Source organism: Brevibacterium aurantiacum, from assembly GCF_003932995.1.
GTDB classification, from domain to species: Bacteria; Actinomycetota; Actinomycetes; order Actinomycetales; family Brevibacteriaceae; genus Brevibacterium; species Brevibacterium aurantiacum.
The window spans coordinates 637,699-658,492 of record NZ_CP025333.1; the positions used below are offsets into that span (position 1 = coordinate 637,699).

General features: G+C 63.0%; 20 protein-coding genes and 2 pseudogenes. 15 read left to right on the forward strand and 7 right to left on the reverse strand.

What is annotated here, in order from left to right; genetic code table 11:
• Positions 1 to 297: 297 nt before the first annotated feature.
• From CXR25_RS02910 to CXR25_RS02940, 8 genes and pseudogenes are all read left to right on the forward strand, one after another.
• Positions 298 to 624 (forward strand): type 2 periplasmic-binding domain-containing protein, encoded by a 327-nt coding sequence (locus tag CXR25_RS02910; RefSeq protein WP_125240397.1) that lies wholly within the window; start codon positions 298 to 300, stop codon positions 622 to 624.
• A gap of 2 nt (positions 625 to 626) precedes the next feature.
• A complete protein-coding gene (locus tag CXR25_RS02915) occupies positions 627 to 1,061 on the forward strand; it encodes a Bug family tripartite tricarboxylate transporter substrate binding protein (RefSeq protein WP_276330402.1) in 435 nt (144 codons plus the stop codon).
• On the forward strand, positions 1,058 to 1,291 hold the full coding sequence (locus tag CXR25_RS02920) for a tripartite tricarboxylate transporter TctB family protein (protein WP_125240399.1): 234 nt from the start codon (positions 1,058 to 1,060) through the stop codon (positions 1,289 to 1,291). Before CXR25_RS02915 ends, CXR25_RS02920 begins: the two co-directional genes overlap by 4 nt.
• Before the next feature lie 248 nt (positions 1,292 to 1,539).
• Positions 1,540 to 1,854 (forward strand): annotated as a pseudogene (locus CXR25_RS19310) (tripartite tricarboxylate transporter permease); the annotation flags it as partial.
• Positions 1,855 to 1,879: 25 nt separating this feature from the next.
• Positions 1,880 to 2,173 (forward strand): annotated as a pseudogene (locus CXR25_RS19315) (tripartite tricarboxylate transporter permease); the annotation flags it as partial.
• Complete coding sequence (locus CXR25_RS18905) at positions 2,085 to 2,930, forward strand: tripartite tricarboxylate transporter permease (RefSeq protein WP_164513936.1); 846 nt, start codon at positions 2,085 to 2,087, stop codon at positions 2,928 to 2,930. The pseudogene CXR25_RS19315 and the gene CXR25_RS18905, both read left to right, overlap by 89 nt.
• Complete coding sequence (locus CXR25_RS02935; protein WP_125240401.1) at positions 2,894 to 3,094, forward strand: hypothetical protein; 201 nt, start codon at positions 2,894 to 2,896, stop codon at positions 3,092 to 3,094. The genes CXR25_RS18905 and CXR25_RS02935 overlap by 37 nt, the downstream gene beginning before the upstream one ends.
• 64 nt (positions 3,095 to 3,158) lie before the next feature.
• Positions 3,159 to 3,980, forward strand: coding sequence for an urea carboxylase-associated family protein (locus CXR25_RS02940; protein ID WP_241212385.1), 822 nt, complete (start codon positions 3,159 to 3,161; stop codon positions 3,978 to 3,980).
• A gap of 42 nt (positions 3,981 to 4,022) precedes the next feature.
• Here CXR25_RS02940 and CXR25_RS02945 read toward each other — a convergent pair whose 3' ends face one another.
• The gene (locus tag CXR25_RS02945) at positions 4,023 to 5,303 is read right to left on the reverse strand and encodes an MFS transporter (protein WP_241212380.1); all 1,281 of its coding nucleotides are present in this window, start codon (positions 5,301 to 5,303) and stop codon (positions 4,023 to 4,025) included.
• Between the two features lie 104 nt (positions 5,304 to 5,407).
• Here CXR25_RS02945 and CXR25_RS02950 point away from each other — a divergent pair, with 104 nt between their 5' ends.
• From CXR25_RS02950 to CXR25_RS02965, 4 genes are all read left to right on the forward strand, one after another.
• Complete coding sequence (locus tag CXR25_RS02950; RefSeq protein ID WP_241212386.1) at positions 5,408 to 5,680, forward strand: ArsR/SmtB family transcription factor; 273 nt, start codon at positions 5,408 to 5,410, stop codon at positions 5,678 to 5,680.
• 31 nt (positions 5,681 to 5,711) lie between these two features.
• Complete coding sequence (locus tag CXR25_RS02955) at positions 5,712 to 6,626, forward strand: arylamine N-acetyltransferase family protein (protein WP_164513789.1); 915 nt, start codon at positions 5,712 to 5,714, stop codon at positions 6,624 to 6,626.
• A 23-nt stretch (positions 6,627 to 6,649) separates the two neighbouring features.
• The gene (locus CXR25_RS02960) at positions 6,650 to 7,465 is read left to right on the forward strand and encodes a helix-turn-helix transcriptional regulator (RefSeq protein ID WP_096158195.1); all 816 of its coding nucleotides are present in this window, start codon (positions 6,650 to 6,652) and stop codon (positions 7,463 to 7,465) included.
• A 152-nt stretch (positions 7,466 to 7,617) separates the two neighbouring features.
• Positions 7,618 to 8,037 (forward strand): VOC family protein, encoded by a 420-nt coding sequence (locus tag CXR25_RS02965; protein WP_096158196.1) that lies wholly within the window; start codon positions 7,618 to 7,620, stop codon positions 8,035 to 8,037.
• A gap of 52 nt (positions 8,038 to 8,089) precedes the next feature.
• Here the strand turns inward: CXR25_RS02965 and CXR25_RS02970 are convergent, their stop codons facing one another.
• Positions 8,090 to 9,259 carry a GAF domain-containing protein gene (locus CXR25_RS02970; protein ID WP_164513934.1) on the reverse strand — a complete coding sequence of 390 codons (1,170 nt, stop codon included), beginning with the start codon at positions 9,257 to 9,259 and terminating at the stop codon, positions 8,090 to 8,092.
• A gap of 113 nt (positions 9,260 to 9,372) precedes the next feature.
• Between CXR25_RS02970 and CXR25_RS02975 the strand changes: the two genes are divergently transcribed.
• Positions 9,373 to 11,193 carry a flavin-containing monooxygenase gene (locus tag CXR25_RS02975; protein WP_009884348.1) on the forward strand — a complete coding sequence of 607 codons (1,821 nt, stop codon included), beginning with the start codon at positions 9,373 to 9,375 and terminating at the stop codon, positions 11,191 to 11,193.
• Between the two features lie 206 nt (positions 11,194 to 11,399).
• On the opposite strand, the gene CXR25_RS18910 is transcribed toward CXR25_RS02975, so the two are convergent.
• Both CXR25_RS18910 and CXR25_RS02985 read right to left on the reverse strand, forming a co-directional pair.
• Positions 11,400 to 12,332: a hypothetical protein gene (locus CXR25_RS18910; protein ID WP_226830423.1), complete on the reverse strand. Its 933-nt coding sequence runs from the start codon at positions 12,330 to 12,332 to the stop codon at positions 11,400 to 11,402.
• Between the two features lie 370 nt (positions 12,333 to 12,702).
• A complete protein-coding gene (locus CXR25_RS02985) occupies positions 12,703 to 13,224 on the reverse strand; it encodes a TetR/AcrR family transcriptional regulator (RefSeq protein WP_009884350.1) in 522 nt (173 codons plus the stop codon).
• An 88-nt stretch (positions 13,225 to 13,312) separates the two neighbouring features.
• Between CXR25_RS02985 and CXR25_RS02990 the strand changes: the two genes are divergently transcribed.
• Positions 13,313 to 14,881, forward strand: coding sequence for an MFS transporter (locus CXR25_RS02990; protein ID WP_101598772.1), 1,569 nt, complete (start codon positions 13,313 to 13,315; stop codon positions 14,879 to 14,881).
• 88 nt (positions 14,882 to 14,969) lie between these two features.
• On the opposite strand, the gene CXR25_RS02995 is transcribed toward CXR25_RS02990, so the two are convergent.
• From CXR25_RS02995 to CXR25_RS03005, 3 genes are read right to left on the reverse strand one after another with little or no spacing between them, the layout of a single operon-like run.
• Complete coding sequence (locus CXR25_RS02995) at positions 14,970 to 16,520, reverse strand: tripartite tricarboxylate transporter permease (RefSeq protein WP_096168638.1); 1,551 nt, start codon at positions 16,518 to 16,520, stop codon at positions 14,970 to 14,972.
• Between the two features lies 1 nt (position 16,521).
• Positions 16,522 to 17,199, reverse strand: coding sequence for a tripartite tricarboxylate transporter TctB family protein (locus tag CXR25_RS03000; RefSeq protein WP_096168639.1), 678 nt, complete (start codon positions 17,197 to 17,199; stop codon positions 16,522 to 16,524).
• On the reverse strand, positions 17,196 to 18,242 hold the full coding sequence (locus CXR25_RS03005) for a Bug family tripartite tricarboxylate transporter substrate binding protein (RefSeq protein ID WP_125240403.1): 1,047 nt from the start codon (positions 18,240 to 18,242) through the stop codon (positions 17,196 to 17,198). The genes CXR25_RS03000 and CXR25_RS03005 overlap by 4 nt, the downstream gene beginning before the upstream one ends.
• A gap of 224 nt (positions 18,243 to 18,466) precedes the next feature.
• On the opposite strand from CXR25_RS03005, the gene CXR25_RS03010 reads away from it, so the two are divergent.
• Complete coding sequence (locus CXR25_RS03010; protein ID WP_125240404.1) at positions 18,467 to 20,749, forward strand: S9 family peptidase; 2,283 nt, start codon at positions 18,467 to 18,469, stop codon at positions 20,747 to 20,749.
• The last annotated feature ends 45 nt before the right edge of the window (positions 20,750 to 20,794 follow it).

Consider the following 20,794-nt stretch of genomic DNA (forward strand, 5'->3'; position numbering starts at 1 on the left):
CGTCAAAAACTATGTTCTTCAGCCGTTCGCGAAAGAAGCGAACACCCTTCCCGCCGTTCCTCCGACGGCGACCGCAAAGGCCCCTGGCTGCGCTGATGGTCCTGCCGCTCTTGGTCACGACCACTGCCTGTATGCCGGATATCGACCGCGGTGAGGGATATCCACCTCCACGAGTGACTGCGATTGCTGCTGGTTCGCCTGGCGGCGGTCTCGACCTCACCACTCGCATCACAAAGGACGGACTCGATGCTGCCGGCGTCGACACCTTCATGTCTATCGAGAACATGGGCGGAGGTGGTGGGAACCCCGCGCGCCGCTGTCCTGCAACGCGAGAACGACGGCACTTCAGTGGTCTTCGAATCCAATCGCATCTTCCTCTCCAACATCACTGGCACCACTGATATGTCCCTGGACGATTTCACTCCGATCGCCCAGCTCACCACCGACTACGAGGTGTGGCTGGTCAAGTCCGGATCCGAGTTCGACTCCGCAAAGACTGTTCTAGACCGCCTCAAAGACGATCCGGCTGCAGTGAACTTCGGAATTGGCACCGTCCCGAGTGACGACCAGCTCAATGTCCTCCGCCCGCCAGTCAGTCCGGAGTCAAGGATCTCAACGACCTGAACCTGGTTGCCTTCTCCGATGGAGGCGACCTCAACAACGAACTCCTCGGCGGTCGCATCGACGTCGCCTCGACAGGAATGTCCGAAGCCGTGGAACTGGTCGAAAGCGGTGACGTTGAGATCATCGCTGTGTCTGCACCCAAGACCATGAAAGACGGTGCTGCAAGGGGTGTACCCACTTGGCACGACCTGGGTATGAACATCACCATCAACCATTGGCGCGGAGTCTTCGGCCCCGCGGACATGCCAGATGAGGCCGTTGACTGGTGGCAGGGAGCGCTGAAGGAGAGCGTCGAATCGGATGAGTTCGTCAAACAGTCCGAGGCGTTGGGTATCAACCCAGCTTATGTCCCCGGAGACAAATGGCTCGATACAATCATTCGTCCCGAAGAACAGGAATCCACGGAAGTGCTCAAGAAAGTGGGCCTGGTGAAATGAACTCGAAAGGCGCAGCCACCTCGGCGACACCGACTGAAGTGGGCGATGCTGGTTCGAAGGGGGGGATCATCGGGCACCGCGGGCCTCGACGCTTCAAACAGGGGGACGACGGCGTCGGGCCGAAGATGTTCCCCCTCGTCGTCGGCATCGTCCTGCTCTGCACCACGCTGCTGGGCATCGTGTCGATGCTGCGCGGGAAAGCCGACGTTCGCCCCGGTCACCGGAAGTGAGCTCCTCCACGTCCTGTGGTGCATCGTCCTGTTTGCTCTGTTCACCGCCTCCATCTTCCTCATCGGGTTCGCCGAGGCGGCCGCGATCTTTTCCGTGCTCACGACGATGACTGTGTTCGGAGTCCGCTTAAGCCTGCGCAAGGCCGTGTGGGTGCTTTTCCTCGGATTGATCATCGGGATGATCCTGTTCCTCATCTTCGACGTTTGGTCTGAATGTGCTCCTGCCTGTCGGCTGGCTGGAGTACCTGGTGTCGGAGGTCTGGGACTGTGAAACCCTCCAACGATCTGTTCGTGAGCGCTCGGTCCATCGCAACATCACCATCCTGCTGCTTGTATCCTCCTGGGGTAGTCCTGGGAACCGTAGCCGGTCTGCTCCCCGGAGTCGGTCCTTCCCACTTCGATCGGCTCTGCTCCTGCCAGTGGCCATCACCTTGCCGGCCGAACTCTCACTGCCGCTGATGGTCTCGCTCTATCTGGGAGCCGAATACGGCGGGCGGATCTCGGCGATTCTGCTGAACATTCCCGGCGATCCGGGTGCGATCATGACGACTCTCGACGGCCACCCGATGGCACTCAAGGGCAAGGGCCGCGACAGCCCTGTCGATCTCCGCGCTGGCCTCGTTCCTCGGAAGCATCCTGGCTTTCCTGGGTCTGGCGTTCCTTGCCGGACCGATGTCGCAGCTGGGGCTCGCTTTCGGTCCGGCTGTCTACTTCTCCGTCGTCGTCATGGCGCTCGTTCTCAGTGCGACTCTGGTCGGATCGGCACCGATGCTCGGGCTGACTGCTGTCGCCCTTGGCGTGGCGATGTCCACCATCGGCATCGAGCTCCAATCTGGCCTGCCGCGGTTCACCTTCGGATCGTCCACCCTGTTGGAGGGCATCGAACCGATCGTCGCGAATCATCGGTGTCTTCGGTATCGGCGAGATTCTGGCCAGCACGACGATGAGCAAGGACTCCCGTGCCATCTCAAGCCTGACCGGTCGCTTCTTTCCGACCGGTGCCGAGCTCAAGCAGGGCACACTTCCCGGGCTGCGTGGTTCGATCATCGGCTTCATCGCCGGTGTGCTGCCGGGGGCGGGGACAACGATCGCAGCGTTCTTCTCCTACGGTCTCGAGAAACGCCTCGCTCCGGCATCGGCGGGCATGGGCAAGGGCGCTGTCAGAGGATTGGTCGCGCCGGAGGCGGCGAACAACGCGGCGGTCTCCGGCTCCATGGTCCCTCTTCTGACACTGGGCATTCCCGGTTCAGGCACCACTGCGGTCTTGCTCGCCTACCTCATGATGTACGGGCTCAACCCGGGTCCGGGCTTCTTCGAGGCCAATCCTGTTCTTGGCTGGACGATCATTGGCGCACTGCTTGTCAGCGCAATCTTCGGAATGATCATCAACATTGGGGCCTCGCCTCTTCTGGCGAAGATCCTCGCCATCCCGATGCCATTCATGGCGCCGACGATCCTCATGCTCGCCCTCATCTCCTGCTACAGCATCCACAACTCAGTCACCGACGTCTACATTGCACTGGCCTTCGGTGCACTGGGCTACGTCATGCGCCTGGTGGAATGTCGCCGGCGCTACTGGTCATCGGCATCGTCCTGGGTGAGATGCTCGAACGCAATCTGCAGCAGGCACTCGGCCTGACCGGCGGTGACTTCTGGGCGATGATCTCCCAACCGCTCGTTCTGCTGTTCCTCGGCATCGCAGTGTTGGCTCTGCTGACCGCACTGCCGTGGAAGCAGATGGTGGGTAAGCGGCTGCAAGGGAAGTCGAAGAGCGATGCCGACGACGAGTCGGTGACCCGATAGGCTCGCATCAGTTGAGCATACGGAGAGCTTGACCGACGCCGACGATTCCAGGAAAGGACCGCTCATGTCGCACAATCCGCGATTGACCGAAGCCGCCTACCAAGGCCCTGCGCTCGAGGCGGACCGTGACTACTACGGTCCCATCGGCCAGCAGGTCGAAGACCGTCGCGTAGTCGAGGAGTTCACCATCCCGATCCGTTCAGGTCAGGCCTGGGAGGTGCCAGCCGGCCACGTCTGCCGGATCTCGACCGTCGAGGGACCGCAGGTCGGTGACCTCAACCTGTGGAACCGACATGATCCCAGGGAACGGTTCTGGGCCTCGAGGACCCGTCAGCTGCAGGCCGCGCACGTCTCGACGTTCGACCGACTGTGGTCGACGCTGCCGTTCCTGCGCCCGATGGCGACGATCGTCGGTGACACCCTGGCCGATTACGGCACTGACGCCGAGGGCGGTCGACTTCATGACACCTTGGGTACGCGTTGCGATCCCTACGTCAACACGATGCTCAACGGCGTCGACTTCGACTACCACTGCCACTCGAACCTGGTGCGTGCGATCTTGCCGTACGGTCTGACGGAGTTCGACGTTCACGATGTGCTCAACGTCTTTCAGTGCACCGGCCTGAACGACAACGACGAATACTTCATGAAGACATGCCCGGCGACGCCCGGGATTACTTCGAGTTCTTCGCCGAGCAGGACCTGCTGGCAGCACTCTCTGCCTGCCCGGGTGGAGATCTCTCCGCTCCGATGTTCGGCGAGGGCAACGAGGACCCGGTCGAGAACTGTCACCCGCTCAAGGTCACGGTCTATGCGCTGCCGGAGAACCTCCTCGGCAATTGGAGCGAACCCGAGTCGCCGAACTACCGCGGCCAGCACGGACTGAAGCCACAGACCTGGGCGTGACCTTCAGCGCTCTGGCAGGATTTTAGGCGCTCTGGGTGTCGGCGAAATGCCGGCCTCCGCCGCTGAACCAGCGCAGGAGTGCCGCGCAGAGAGCGAGAAGGGCCACGAAACCGCCGTACCAGCACGCGGTTGCGAAGAGTCCGATGGCGGGGACGAGGACCCCGGCGATGACGACGGGAAGGCCGAAGGCGAGGTAGCAGACGACGAAGACTGCAGCCATCACCTCGGCGTTGGCCTCCGGCTTCACGACTGCCTGGATGGTCTTCAGCGCACCCGGGAAGGCGGTGCCGAACCCGGTTCCGGTGATGATGACGGCGAGGCAGTACAGTTCGGGCGAAGTGAGAGTCAGAGCCACCAGAGTCAGAGTGCTGCCGACGGCGAGTGAGATCGTGCCGTAGAGGGTGACGGTGCGCGCGGATCGATTGCGCATGAAGAATCCGGCCAGTCCTCCGGCCCCGGCTAGCATCGTGACGATGCGACCGCTGACCAGGTGGGAACTCGAATGGAACTCGCTGGTGATGATGTTGGCACCGAGCGAGAGGTACAGGCCTCCCGTGGCCCAGCCGGCGATGAAGGCCGGCACAGCGAACAAGAACGCCTTGCGGACCTCCCGGGGCAGAGCCGCGCGCGGCAGCAACGATGCCCACGCGCCTCGGCGTCGGGCCGAGGTCTCCGGCAGGATCCAAATGATGCCAGCCAGCAGCAGATACGTTGCTACGAGAGTTCCGAAGACCACTGCGGCTCCGTTGCCGTCGACGAATACAGCGAGAGTCGCTCCCGCGAAGAGTCCGCCGATGGCCAATCCCGCCATTGCCGAGATTGCATTCCACGAAGAGGCCGAGCCCGGTTTGTGCGGCAGTTCCAAATCGACGACCGTGGCCGACAGCGTCGACAGCAGGATTCCGCTGGCGATGCCTTGCACCACTCGGGAAAGAATTAGTGTCGCGGCGCTGTCGGCATGCCAGAACAGAAACATGCTGATGGCGAGTACGACGAACGCCGCGCAGATGACGGGGCGGCGTCCGATGTGGTCGGAGAGGGCACCGGCGGTCAGCAGCGCTGCCAGCAATGCCACGGCATAGGCGGCGAAGACCACCGTGATCATCACCGGGGCGAAGCCGAAATCGGCCTGGATGACGGGGTAGAACGGCGACGGAGCGCTCGCTCCGGCCATCATCGCCGAGGTGGCTATCAGGACCAGGCGCAGACGCCAGCGCTCGCGCGACCACCAGGCATAGGTGGGTGCCAGCTGAACTGCGGAGACAGAAGCCTCCTCCATAGTGTTCGAAACTTTTGGAACCATTCTTGGAGGCTATACGACATTCTCAAACAGTTCAACTATTATCCAACTATGGTTGCCAATGAAAACTGCCGCACCCGGAGCGCGAGGACATCGAGCTGACCTCAGTGCTCTTCGCCCTCAGCGACGAGGCCAGGCTGGCCCTGGTTCAGCAGCTGCGATCCGGACCGCTGGGCATGGTCGACTGCTCGGCTCTCGGCCCGGATGTGCCGAAGTCAACGCGCTCGCATCAGGTCAAGGTCCTGCGCGAAGCCGGCGTCATCATCAGCGAACTGCACGGCCGGAACCGTCGCCTGACGTTGCGCCGAGACGATATCGATGCTCGTTTCCCGGGCCTGCTGGAGTCCGTGCTGCAGGCGGAGTCTGCGTTGCAGGAGTGAGGCCGACACAGCCCCCAATGGAGGTGGACACATGACTCATGCATCGCTTCTCAGCCGTTATGCGAAACGGCTCGTGCTCAGTGATTCCGTCCCCGAGCTTCGCCGACGCGCGCAGGGATCGTATGCGCAGATTGTCGACCTACTCGACGAAATCCTGGTCGCGCACACGCACGCGATCTGCTTTGAGAATCTCGATGTCACCGCCTTTCGCGCCAGGGGTGACCTCAAGGCCGTCGCGATCGACGTCGACGGAGCCGCGGACAAACTGCTCACCGACGGCCGGGGCGGATACTGCCACGAACATGCCGCACTCATCCGCGGGGTCGTCACCGAATTGGGGCTGAGCGCACATCCGATTCTGGCTCGGGTCCACCTCGGCGATGGGCAGACTGCCCCGGGAGCACTGACTCACCAGGCGACCATCGTCGACCTCGACGGCCGTCGTCTTCTCATCGATCCAGGCTTCGGCGGGGGCACACCGGAAGCCGCGCTCGAACTCTCCGAATCTGCTGCCGCGAGAATGACGCCTCACGGCGAGCACCGATTGGTCCCCGTGAGGACTGCTCTCACGCCGCAGCTGCGGGCTGACAGCGACTGGGTGCTCCAATCACGAACCCGTGATGACCAGGAATTTCGCACCGTCTACGCCTTCAGTGAGGTCCCTCGTCAGCAGATGGATCTCGAGCTGGCGAACTGGTTCACCTCGACGAAGCCCGGGTCACGCTTCACCGGTCCGCCCATTCTCGCCCTGCCGCTTCCCGACGGCGGCCGGGTCACCCTTGAGGGCCGCCGACTGCGCCGGACGATTGGCGGTGCACGACCCGACCGGCAGGAACGCACCCTGGCCGATGCCGCGGAATTCGCCGAGGTGCTTTCGACCGACTTCAGACTCGACCTCGACAGAGATTTCACGGACCTGGTGTGGGGCGCGACCGCCGAGACGTGAGGAACCGGGTCTACACTGCTGTCATGTCCACGGTGACTCGGGATGATCTTCAGCGCAGGCCACACCCGCGCCTGAGGCCCTACGTCGGTGACTATGTCGCCTACGACATCGCCGGCGTTCCCGCGGGGACGCATCTCGGTCTGCCATCGGGCACCCTGACGTTCATAGTCTCCATCGACGAACCGCTGCACCAATACGACGCGGCAACTTCGCGCACCGAGTCGTTCGACGTGCTGCTCGCGGGCCTGCATCTGTCGCCCACGCTCATCAGGCACAACGGCACAATGGCCGGAGTCCAGATCAACTTCACGCCATTCGCGCCGCGGATCCTCTTCGACACCCCTGCCGTTGAACTCGCTCATCGCACGCACGATCTCGCCGAAATCTCACGCCCCATCGCCGCCGAGCTGCACGAACGCGTCAATGAAGCCACGACCTGGTCTGCCCGCTTCGATGCCATCGACGAGGTCCTCGTGCGCGCCGTCCACGAAGGGACCCGGCCCCGGCCCGAGGTGGTGGACTCGTGGAGGCAGATCGCTCGCAGCCACGGCGGACTTCCGGTCTCGCTCATCGCCGACCGGATCGGCTGGAGCCGGCGCCACCTCAATGGAGTGTTCCGGGCAGAGTTCGGCATCGGACCTAAGGAGGCCGCACGAGTCATTCGATTCGATCGGGCGAGGAGGATGATCTCGACGCAGACTCGAACGTTGGCAGATATCGCCGCGACCTGCGGTTACGCCGACCAATCCCATCTCAACCGCGACTTCCGCCTGCTCACCGGGACCAGCCCGACCCTGTGGCTGAGTGAGGATCCCGTGGTGCGGCAGGACCAGGACTGACGTCCACCGGACCAAGGGGGACCACCTCGGCGACCATAGATGTCACCGCACCATGAGTCTCAGCTGTCCCCTCAGTTCCCAAATGTCCAAGCCGCCGAGGTGGCCCGGGGTTCACGATGGTGTGTACCGATACGACGAGGAAAGGGCACATCATGTCACCGACAACCGGAGCCAATATCTGGCCTACATTCCGTTACCGCGATGCGAAGGCGGCGATCGCCTTCCTGCAGAACGCCTTCGGCTTCGAAGTCGTCGCCGAGTACACGAACGCCGATGACCCGCGGCGAGTCGATCACGCCGAACTGCGTTGGCCCGAAGGTGGGGGCGTCATGCTCGGCTCCACTCGCGATGACGGTGGCGTGATGACGAAGACCGGAGTCGCCACCGGCTCGGTCTACATTGCCACGGACCAGGTCGAAGCGCTCTATCATCGTGCGATCGCAGCTGGCGCGACCGAGGTTATGGGGCTGACCGAACAGGACTACGGCTCACGCGATTTCAGCGTCACCGACCCCGAGGGAGTGCTGTGGAGTTTTGGAACGTATCGGGGTGCTGACGACGGTCAGGCGTGATGCCCGAGCACGGCGTCGACCAGATGTAGGACCTGTTGACACTAGGGCGATGTCACCCGAGCTGTGCAACCACACCCTCTGCCCAGCGATAAGGCTGAGTCGCAAGAAGCGCGCCGATCGAGCGGCGGAGGCGGGAGACTTCTGCACGCACCGTGACCAGATGCTCGGCATCGCCGTAGAGCGTGCGACTGAGATCGGCAGCGCTGATTCCAGAAGGCCCCGCAGAGGTGATCGCGGCGAGGATCTGCGCACGCCGTGGCGTGAGCGGAACGGTGAGCGGATCACCGCCGGAGTTGATCTCGAGCACCGCGGGTTGGCTTGTCTGTCGCAGCGTGACCGAGACTTTTGCATCGTCGACAGTGTCTGCTGGTCTCAGCAGCCAGCCGCCGGTGATCTTCTCCGGCAGGCACAGTCCAGCGCCGGGGATGAGGATCGTGCGGTCAGGTGCCGGCACTTCGATCCGATCGCGGCTGCGCACACCCTGCTGATAGGCGACCCATCCATCGTCGTCGACGACCAGCGCAGGACCGTGACTGCCGCTGAGGACTGTCGACATGCGATTGCGCAGGCTGCTCAGCTGCTCCTGCTGGATGAGCGAGAGCCTCGCCTGCGCCAGATGGACGGCAGTTGTGACCAGAGACTGCACGGCAGGATGGAGGGTGAGTGCTGGCCCGCTGATGTCGACGACGCCGAGCAGGCTGCCATCGATGGGATCGTGGATGGGAACCGCACTGCAATACCAGGGATGCTGCGACGTTTCGAAGTGCTCCGCGGAGAACAGCTGGACCGCGGCCTCCTCGGCCAGAGCAGTGCCGATGGCATTCGTGCCCACCCTGGACTCGGACCAGTGGGCGCCCTCGACGAATCCCAGCGAATCCGCCTGACGTCTGGCTGCGGTGGCGCCATCTCGCCACAGGATCACGCCCTCAGCATCGGCGACGACAAGGATGAAGCTGCCTGCATCTGGCATCCTCAGCAACACGGATTTCAGCTCCTCGACGATGAGGCGCAGCTTCGAACGGTGCCTTCGGGATTCCACATCCGCCTCGGCGGCGAAGATTCTGCGATTACTGCCCGCTGGGTCGAGGCCCAAGCGCAGCATTCGATCCCACGAGCGCGCAACGAGCGCTCGCGGCTGCTCCGGCGGCGATGCGCCGGTGATCACGGCATCGTGAATGCGTGTCAGATCTCTGGCGAGATGCGCCAGATCCGGCTGAGGCATATGACGAGTATAGGTGCGGTCGTCGGCACTGACCATGCAACTCGATGCAACTCTTCCGCGGCTGTTCTTGGCGGGATAGCTTGAGGACACACAGCTCAACGAAGAGGAGTGACATGACAACGACAATTGATCGCACGCAGCTCACCGCCGATGACATCGCGACCGAATGGCTCAACGAGTTCGAGTCCGCACTGCGGGCGCGTGACGTCGAAGCCGCAGTGGGACTGTTCGCCACTGCCAGCTACTGGAGGGATCTCGTGTCTTTCACGTGGAACCTCAATACGGTAGAGAACCATGACGGGGTCAGGGACCTGCTGACCGTGAACGCGGACCGGGTCGCACCATCAGATTTCGAGCTCAGCGATCCCGCCACCACCGCCGACGGAGTCACCGAAGCTTGGTTCACCTTCGCCACCTCTGTCGGCCGCGGCAAGGGTCTGGTTCGGCTCATCGACGAGGACGGGGCCAAGGCATGGACCATGCTCACCTCGTTGCAGGAACTGACAGGCTATGAAGAGCCTCGCGGAGACCGACGAGTCAAGGGGGCCGAGCATGGCGTCGATCCTGAGCGGAAGAGCTGGTCGGAGAAACTCGCGGAGGAGGACGCAGCCTGGGGAGACACCGCACAGCCGTACACTCTCGTCGTCGGCGGGGGACAGGGCGGCATTGCGCTCGGCGCTCGCCTGCGTCAGATGGGAGTCCCGGCGCTCGTCATCGACCGGTGGGAGAGGCCGGGAGACCAGTGGCGTTCACGGTACAAGTCACTGTGCCTGCACGACCCGGTCTGGTACGACCACCTGCCCTACCTCAAGTTCCCCGACAACTGGCCGGTTTTCGCACCCAAAGACAAGATCGCCGATTGGTTGGAGTTCTACACCAAGGTGATGGAGATTCCGTACTGGTCTTCGACAGCAGCCACCTCGGCGAGGTACGACGAAGAATCGCAGCAGTGGACGGTCGAGGTCGAGCGCAATGGTGAGAAGGTCACTCTGCACCCGACACAGCTCGTCATGGCCACGGGCATGTCCGGCAAGCCGAATGTCCCAACGTTCCGCGGTGCCGATATCTTCAAGGGCGAGCAACAGCACTCTTCGGAACACCGTGGACCAGACGCCTACACCGGTAAGAACGTCGTCGTCATCGGCAGCAACAACTCCGCCTTCGACATCTGCGGAGCGCTCTACGAACACGGTGCCGATGTCACGATGGTGCAGCGCTCGAGCACGCACATCGTTAAAAGCGACTCCCTCATGGAGATCGGGCTCGGCGACCTCTACTCGGAGAAGGCGCTGGCCAACGGCGTGACGACCGAGAAGGCCGACCTCATCTTCGCCTCCTTGCCGTATCGGATCATGCACGAATTCCAGATTCCGCTCTACGACCAGATGAAGGAACGCGACAAGGACTTCTACCAGCGCATGGAAGACGCCGGTTTCGATCTCGACTTCGGCGACGACGAGTCCGGGCTCTTCCTCAAATACCTGCGCCGCGGCTCGGGCTACTACATCGACGTCGGCTCGGCAGAACTCGTCGCCGACGGCAAGGTGAAGCTAGCCAAGGGAGACGTCGATCATCTGACCGAGGGCTCGGTGGTGCTTGCCGATGGGACCGAGCTGCCTGCCGACCTTGTCGTCTACGCCACCGGATACGGCTCGATGAATGGCTGGGTGGCCGATCTCGTGGATCAGGAGACTGCGGACAAGGTGGGCAAATGCTGGGGCCTCGGCTCCGATACCACCAAGGACCCTGGCCCGTGGGAGGGTGAGGAGCGGAACATGTGGAAACCCACTCAGCAGGAGAACCTCTGGTTCATGGGCGGCAACCTCCACCAGTCACGGCACTACTCGCTGTACTTGGGGCTCCAGCTCAAGGCGCGCTATGAGGGGTTGGATACCCCGGTGTACGGGTTGCAGGATGTGCACCACCTGAGCTGACCTCGTTGTGTGCCTGCCTAAAGTGGTCGAAATGGGCTGATTCCGATTGTCCGAATCAGCCCATTTCGACCACCTAAGAAGTTCTGCCCTGTCGTGACATTTCAACTCGGGGGCTGAGAGTGCTGCTGATGGCCGAGAGCGCTGCTGATGGCTGGCTCGAGGGGTGAGATCGCGAGCCGTCTCATTTTGGACTGCCTCAATGCGAATCATGTCAAGCCCAGAAGGCGGCGGATCTTGGCCTGGAGCAGGCGATAATCGGTCCGGCGGGTCACCTTGAGCACTGTCCAACCTGCGTCCCTCATCGCTTCATCGCGTTCGATGTCTCGAGCCCACTGGGTTGGAGATGACCTGTGGTGATCGCCTTCGTACTCGAGCGCGAGACGTGCATTCTCGTAGCCGAGATCGGGCTCTATGTCGCCTCTGTCCAGGTCACTGCTGATCTTCGGGTGAACAGTCGGTTCGGGAAGTCCGACGGAGACGATCCACAGGCGCAGGTCGGTCTCAGTCGGGGAATCGACACCGGGCCGGATCAGATCAATCGCATCACGCAGGCGACGACGCGCCCTCAGCCTTTTGCGCTGCCCCACTCGATCAGTCAACGTGTCGACAGTCAGCTGAGGCGGCCCGTGCCACCGGCCGACAGCCGCATCCCCGACTTTCACCAGATCTCGGATCGTCAGGTCAGGCGCGATGGAGATGAAGACGTCGGCGGGAGCCAGTACAGGAAGATCGAGCCACCTTGCAGCGGTGATCTGCGCGGATCGACGAAGTGTGACGTTCGGCAGTCGGACCCGCAACGCCAAATCATCTGTGCACAGGCTGAGGCGGGGATCTGTCCTGAAGTTCGCCGGCATCGGCCAGCCGTAGATGCGGGCCGCTGTCGCATGATCGGCGAGCACCTGATCGAACTTCATTCGGGCCGCTCGTAGGCGTAAGGAGTCCCATTCCCAGCGGTCATCGGCCCACCGTGGTGTGCGGCGGCTCTCGAGAGTCTCCCGGTCCATGCGCACGCCTGGAAGTATGATCGGGCAGCGTTGTGTTCTGAACAGGTAGTGGCGGGTGATCCCCAGAGCCTCTGCCTCACTTGCTGCAAACAAGCGTGGATAGTCGCGCATCTCCCATCTGCTGTCGTTGAACATGATTGCTATCGTGCAGCATTCTCGCCCGGAAGGGGAGTGCTGTTTTATGCCCTGTGGACAGAGAACGGCTGTCCACAGGAATCTGCGCGCAAGTGACTGTCAAGAAGGTGGCCCCTGCTGCCGTAGAAATTGCTCAGCGTGGCCCTTAGGTGGTCAGAATGGACACGTTCTGGGCTGCGGAATCTGACCGTTTCGACCACCTAAGGCGCATGGCCACTTAAGGCGCATGGCCACTTAAGGCGCATGGCCACCTAAGGCGCATGGCTGCGTAAGGCGCATGGCTGCGCGTGGAGGCTCCGCATGTGCGGACGAAGTTCGCCGAGGCTATCCCCTGTCCACGGGGTTCAGGGTTGCTGCACCGGTTTGTTGTCTACAGTCCCAACCGCGCCAGCACGTTCTTGACGTGTTTGAGAGCCTCGTCCTGGGAGAGGCTGAAATTCTGATTGAAGTACATGCCATCGCCGATGAGCTGAACCGTCATCGCCAGATCGGGATCACCGAGATGCTCATTGAGTGCGTCGAACCATGCTTCTCTGGTCTTCCGCAGTGAATCCTTCGCTTCGTCATTCTCCTGCGCCAGGCAGCTCGCCGCGATGAGGCTGCGGTCCAGGGGCGTACCGGTCTCGGCTGATGTCTCGAGATAGTACATGTGCAGGCGGTCACCGGCAGCCTTCATCGATGCAACGTCCTCGTCGACAAGTCGGTCGAGTCGTTCGAGGCTTCCCTTGATCAGCTCCGCCTTCGAACCGTAGTGGTAAAGCAGGCCTCCCTTGGACACGCCGGCCTTCGCCGCGACCGCATCCAGGGTTGCGCCGGAGATGCCCTGCTTGTCGAGGAGGATGTCGAAGGCGTCGAGAAGTCTCTCTTTGGTGTCGGAGGGGTTTCGTGCCATAGCGCTGAGCCTAGTCGAAGCTCGCAGGCCAATCATTGTGTGCGGCTCTTCTTGCTCACTGTACCGTCCAGACGGTACAGTAGATTTCATGTTCACCACACAGGCACCACAAGTGCGCGCCGGCCGGCGCGAATGGGCTGGTCTGGCTGTGCTGATGATCCCTGTTCTGCTCATCTCGATCGACAACACCGTCTTGGGTTTCGCGATACCGGCCATCAGCACCGGCCTCCATCCCACCGGCACCCAGCTCCTCTGGATCGTCGACATCTATGCACTCATGCTCGCGGGACTCCTCGTGGCTATGGGCAGCATCGGCGACCGGGTCGGCCGCCGCAAACTGCTCGTCATCGGCGCTATCGGCTTCGGGCTGGCCTCGTTGCTGGCGGCATTCTCCACCTCGGCGGAGATGCTCATCGCCTCCCGTGCATTGCTGGGAATCTTCGGAGCCACCCTCATGCCCTCGACGCTTTCGCTCATCCGCAACATCTTCCTCAACGCCAAGGACCGCCGAGTCGCTATCGCCACCTGGTCCGCCATGTTCTCAGGCGGCGCCGCACTCGGTCCTATTGTCGGCGGCATCCTGCTCGAGCACTTCCACTGGAGTGCGATCTTCTTCATCAACCTGCCGCTGATCGCGATCTTCATCCCGGCTGCCATCGTGTTGCTGCCGGAATCGCGTGACCCGAACCCGGGTCGAATCGACCCTCTGTCGATCGTGCTGTCCATGCTCATGCTGACCCCGCTCGTCTACGCCATCAAGCACGTCATGGCAGACGGAGCAGACCTGCTGTTCTGGGGCACCATGACTGTGACCGTGCTCGCGGGAACCGGGTTCGTCCTGCGCCAGCTGTATTCCTCGCGCCCGCTGCTCGATGTCAGGCTCTTCACCAACAAGGTCTTCACCTCGGCAGTGGCGTCCAACCTGCTCAGCGTCATGGGTCTGGCCGGGTTCCTCTACTTCGGCACCCAGCTGCTCCAGCTGGTCCTCGGGCTGTCCCCGGTCGAGGCGGCGCTCGTCCTCATCCCCGGCCTCATCGCCGCGATCATCTCCGGGTATGCGGCGGTGCCGATCATGGCGCGCTTGCAGCCGCGCGTGGTCGTTCCCTGCGCGCTTGTGCTCAATGCGTTCGGCCTCGGAATCGTGGCCTTCACTCCCGAGCATTCGGTCGCGGGCATGCTCATCTCCTTCCTCATCCTGGGCATCGGCATAGGTACGGCCGAGGTCATCACGAATGATCTGATCCTGTCCGCAGTGCCTGCGCACAAGGCCGGAGCCGCCTCGGCGATCTCTGAGACGGCCTACGAATTCGGATCGGTCATGGGAACTGCTGTCCTCGGCGGACTCTCGACGATGGTCTTCGGCTCCCACCTGCAATCCACGCTGGGCGCCAAGGCGAGTGGGCCAGAGTTCGAGACTCTCGGATCGTCACTCGAGCACGCGGGTGCTCAAGGCGGTCACCTCGGTGACCAGCTCGCCGAGGCGGCTGTGGCGTCCTTCGACCTCGGCGTCCAATGGGCGGCGGGAGCTGCGGTCGTGCTGGTGCTCATCGCTGCGGTCCTCACGTCCTTCGGCCTCAAGGGTGCGGGCCGGTCTCGAGACCTCAGCCGGAAGGTCGGGCCCCCGGTGGGGCGGAATGCGAACGTCTCTCCACAGTGAATGCGCCGGTGGCCCGGACCGAAGGGGATTCTCCTTCGGTCCGGGCCACCGAACGCGTCTGGCGTCACATCCGCCACGTCGCCTCACATCATGAGCTGACCGATTCGCTGTCGCGCGATGCCGCGTCGACGGTCTTCTTCTGCCGTCTGCGCGCCAGGACACGACCGATGCCCGTGTAGAGCAGCGCACCGATGAGGATGACGTAGAGGACGATCGTGATCGGTGAGGACACGAGGACGGAGACATCGTTGCCCGACGCCAGCAGGGCATCGCGCAGGCTGGACTCGGCCAGCGGGCCGAGGACCATGCCGATCATCAGCGGCGCCAGCGGCACACCGTAGCGTTTGAGCACGAAGCTGATGATGCCGATTCCCAGCAGGATCATGAGCTCGAACTGCGACGCCGAGGTGGCATAGATGCCCAGCCCGCAGAACACGGCGATGCCGCCGTAGAGGTAGGGATCCGGGATCTTGAGCAGCTTCGCCCACAGGGGAGCGAAGGGCAGGTTGATGATCAGCAGCACGATCATGGCGATGAAGAAGCTCGCCAGCAGACCCCAGACGAGTTCCGGGGACCGGTCGAAGAGCAGCGGTCCCGGCTGCAGACCGTACTGACGGAATGCGGCGAGCATGATCGCAGCCGTCGCGGAAATCGGCAGCCCCAGTGCCAGCAGGGCGCCCATGGCGATGCCGGTCGTGGCAGAACCTGCCGACTCGGGCCCGGCCAGGCCGCGGATGGCACCCTTGTCGCCGAACTGCGGATCCTTGCGCTTCGAGTCGAGTTTGCGTTCAAGGCCATAGGACATGAACGTCGGCACATCGGCACCGCCGACGGGGATCACGCCGAATGGGAGGCCGATCGCGGTGCCGCGCAGCCACGCGGGCAGCGCCTCACCGAACTCCTTGCGGGAGAGGAAGGGGCGACCCGATGAGTTGATCGTATTGTCGTTGACCTTGCGGCGGATCCGGGAGGCGATGAAGAAGACCTCGCCCAGAGCCAGCATCGCCACGGTCACCGTGACCAGTGAAACTCCGTCGAAGAGTTCGGGAACGCCCATTGTGAAACGTTCGGTGCCGGAGACCGAATCGATGCCGATGACCGAGAAGCCGATGCCGAGCACCAGAGCCATGAGGCCCTTGAGCACGGAGTCCGCGACGACCGAGGAGGTCGCCACGAAGGCGAAGAGGGCGAGTGCGAAGAACTCGGCGGGACCGAAGTTCGTCGAGAAGTCTGCCAGAGCTGGCGCAACGAAGACGACCAGGCAGCAGGAGATGAACCCGCCGATGAACGCACCGATCGCGGCCGTGGCCAGAGCCTGCGGCGCTCGCCCGTTGCGGGCCATCTTGTGGCCCTCGAACGTCGAGGCGATCGCCGATGCCTGGCCGGGGGTGTTCATGAGGATGGCCATGGTGGAGTCGCCGAAGAGACCGCCGAAGTAGACGCCGGCGAACATGATGAACGCGCCGGTCGGGTCGAGGGCGAAGGTCATCGGCAGCAGCAGAGCCACGGCCATCGATGAGCCCAGGCCCGGCAGGACGCCGACGGCTGTGCCGAGGAAGCAGCCGACGAGGACCCACAGCAGGTTCATCGGCGTCAATGCGTGTGTGAAACCTTCGAAGAGGGACATGAGAGCGTCCATATCAGAAGCCACCTCCCAGGATTCCCGAAGGAAGATTGAGCCCCAGCAGCACCGCGAACGCGATGTAGACCAGAGATGAGAATGTCAGCGCCATAGTGAGGTCGAACAGGGGTCGCTTTGAGCCCATCGACCTGGCCACGCACCAGAACAGGAGTGCCGCGGCGAGGATCCACCCGGCGAACTCGAGGATGAGGGCGAAGGCCGCGAATCCTCCGGCGCCCCAGGCCAGAGACACGAAGTCGCTGTGCGTGCGGTGGCGCGAATCAGCGGCCCGCGCCTCGGCGAGTGCCTTGCGATCCTGGGACGGCTCATCCTCTTCGTGCGGGTCGAGACGTGAGGCCGACACCGCGGACGTCACAGGTGTCGAGAACGCCTTCTGCTCCTCCACCTCGGCGGGGAGATCATCATCGACATCGACGGGTTCGGGATTGCGGATATATGCAATCGTCAGCAGGATCGTGAGCACGTAGCCGACGATCATGATGATCATCGGGAAGAACTGCGGCCCCGGCGGATCGGTGTCCTCGGCGATGTCCATCGTGATGATGCCGATGAGCAGGTAGGTCGAGAACCCTGCCATGATGAGGGGGACCAGGAGACCTGATCGACCCTGCCACCAGGTCCCGGCGCCGAGGTGGGCCGTCCTGGTTCTCTTCTTCGTTGACGTCTGAGCGCTCACAGTCCCAACTCCTTCAGCAGCTTCTCGATCCGGGAGGTGTCCTCTTTGATGAATTCTTTGAACTCATCACCGGTCAGCCACACGTCCGTCCATTTGTTGCGGTCGAGGGCATCTGCCCATTCCGCGCTGTCGCGAGTCTGCTTGAGAATGTCGACAAGCTGTGAGGCCTCGTCCTCGGTGATGCCTGGGGCGCCGAGCCAGCCGCGCCAGTTGGTCAGCGTCACCTTGTAGCCCTGTTCGGTCATCGTGGGGACGTCGTCGAAACCGGCGATGCGCTTCGGTGCGGCCACGCCGATTGCTTTGACGCGGCCGGCCTCGATCTGGTCAGAGACCTCGTTGAAGCCACAGGAGGCGAAGTCCGTGGTGCCCGAGAGCAGAGTCTGGATCGCTTCACCGCCGCCGGATTTGGGAATGTAGGTGATGCTCGAGGCGGGGATGTCGGCCAGCAGCGCCAGCTGGGCGATCGTGAGGTGATCGACTGAACCGGCGGAGCCGCCGGTCCAGACGAACCCTTCCGGGTCCTTCTTCCAGGCGCTGATGACGTCGTCGATCGTGTCGTAGGGGGAATCGGCGGCGGCGATGAGCACGTCGTAGTCCTCCGCGACCCTGGCGAGCAAGGTCGTGTCATCGAACCCGACGGGTGACTTGTTGAGTGCAATGCCGCCGACCATCGCGGTGCCTGTGGCCAGAATGGTGTCGGCCTGCCCGCCCATGGTGGAGAACTTGCCGAGACCGATGGTGCCACCGGCTCCGGGGATGTTGACGACTTGGGCGTTGTTGGCCAGCTTGTTCGCGCGCATGGCCTGCTGGGTCTCCCGAGCGAACCCGTCCCAACCGCCACCGGCACCGGCTGGTGCGATGAGCGTGAGGTTGGAGGAGAGATCACCCTTGGCTGTTGCGGCTCTGACCGAGTAAGTGGTGGCCGTCCCGATGGCTGCCACTGCGATTGCGCCGTAGGCGATTCGGCCGAACATGCGCCGAGTCGGATTGGGCGGCGCGGACCCTGGATCTGCGCCAGGATCTGAGGCGGATTGGTTCGTCATTGACCAAACTTTCATATCTGTTGTGAACTGCATGTGAGGCTCGTCATAGCTTAGATTGATGCAGGTCACATTACGCGCTTGTGCGCACTGATCGCGTTCTGCTCATTCTGCTCACTCGGCGGTCCGGTACTGGAGCGTCGCGAGGGCATCCGGTCCCAGCGGTGTTTCAGGTGCTTCGTCATCCTGTACTGCGTCGTCGGCATCGAGGTAGCTAGGCTGGGACCATGAACGACACTGCCCCCAGCGCCCCCGTGGCCAAGAAGATCCCCCATGAGCGCACCCATCACGGCCACACCTTCGTCGACGACTATGAATGGATGCGCGAGAAGGAGTCCCCGGAGGTCATCGCCCACCTCGAGTCCGAGAACGAGTGGACGCAGTCCCAGACCTCCCACCTCGAGTCACTGCGGGAATCGATATTCACCGAGATCAAGACCCGCATCAAGGAAACCGACATGTCGGTGCCGACCAGGCGCGGCAGCTACTGGTACTTCTCCCGAACGAAGGCCGGGCTCGACTACGGGATCAGTGTTCGCGTGCCCATCGCGGACGTCGATGACTGGACTCCGCCCGAGGTCGGCGAGGAGACGCTTCCCGGCGAAGAAGTCATCTTCGACTCGAATGTCGCCGCCGAAGGCCAGGAGTTCTTCTCACTGGGCACCTTCTCGCTGACCGACGACGGCCGGTATCTGCTCTTCGGCGTGGACAACTCCGGGGACGAGCGGTACACGCTGAGACTGCGCGACCTGAGCACTGGCGAGGATCTGCCCGACACCGTCGACGGCACTTTCGCCGGGGCCTCGATCGACCCCACCGGCCGCTACGTCTTCTACACCACCGTCGACGAGGCTTGGCGTCCGGAGAAGGTCTGGCGTCACAGTGTCGGCACCGACAGCAGTGACGATGTCTGCATCTTCCACGAACCCGACGAGCGCTTCTTCGTCGGCTCGGGATTCTCCCGCTCGGGCAAATACATGTTCATCGTCACCGGGTCCAAGACCACCACCGGCTTCTGGTCGCTTGAAGCCGATGACCTCGAATCGGCACCGCAGGTCGTCTGGCCTCGCGTCGACGGGGTCGAATACTCCGTGGAGCACGCGATCATCGCCGGTGAGGATCGCTTCCTCATCACACACAACCAGGAGCGCGAGGACTTCGACATCGTCGACGTGCCCGTCTCCGATCCAGCCGGTACAGCACGCGAAAGCGTCGACGCCGTCGACGAACCGGACACCATCGCCGATCCGACCTCCATCGGTCGTCCGATGCTCGCTGACGTCGACGGGCTGCGCATCGAAGATGTCGATGCCTTCGCGGACTTCATCGTCGTCAGCTATCGCCGCGGCGGATTCGCCAGAGTCGGCATCATCGAGTTGGGCGCGCATGAGCTGCCCACGTCCGGTGACACCGCGTCGCCCTTCGGCCCTTTGCGGGAACTGCCTTTCTCGCGAGAGACCGGAACCCTGGGATTCGCCGGCAATCCCGAGTTCACACAAACGAGCATCCGACTGCTCTTCACCTCCATGTCCACACCCGCTGTGATCTATCAGCACAGCGTGGCAGACGGCACTGACACGGTCCTCAAGCGCCAGCCCGTCCTCGGCTCGGTCGACCTCGACCGCTACAGCGAATCCCTCGTTTGGGCCAGTGCCGAGGACGGAACTCAGGTTCCGATCTCCATGGTCTATCGCACTGACCTCGTCGCACTTGCCGACGGCACCACCACCTCGGCGACCACCACCTCGGCGAGGGAAACCGACGCCCACGAAGCAGCCCCCGTCGAGCCTGCGCCTTTGGTGCTCTACGGGTACGGCTCCTATGAGATGAGCATGGACCCGTACTTCTCCGTGTCCCGGCTCTCCCTGCTCGACCGCGGGGTCGTCTTCGCCATCGCCCACGTGCGCGGCGGCGGCGAGATGGGCCGCCATTGGTACGACCAGGGCAAGACCACGACGAAGAAGAACACCTTCACTGACTTCATCGCCGCCGGACGCCACCTCGTCGCCGAGGGGTGGACGAGCCCGGACAGGCTCGTCGCGACCGGGGGATCGGCCGGAGGGCTGCTGATGGGAGCGGTGACGAACATGGCACCGGATCTCTTCGCCGGGGTCAGCGCCCATGTGCCCTTCGTCGACGCACTGACGTCGATCCTCATGCCCGAACTTCCGCTGACTGTCATCGAATGGGAGGAGTGGGGAGACCCGCTCCATGACCAGGACGTCTATGAGTACATGCGCTCCTATTCTCCCTACGAGAACGTCGCCGAGGTGGTCCATCCGAAGATCTTGGCCGTGACCTCTCTCAACGACACCCGAGTCCTCTACGTCGAACCCGCCAAATGGGTTGCCCGACTGCGTGAGGTCGGAGCTGATGTGCTGCTCAAGACTGAAATGGTCGCCGGTCACGGGGGCGCGTCGGGACGTTATGACTCCTGGAAGGAAACTGCCTTCGACTTCGCGTGGATCCTTGATGTGCTGGGTCGATCGGACGTCGACATCGATGCCTGATCCTCCGGTACGGCGTCCCTGCGGGGACGCCGTACCGGGACGCTT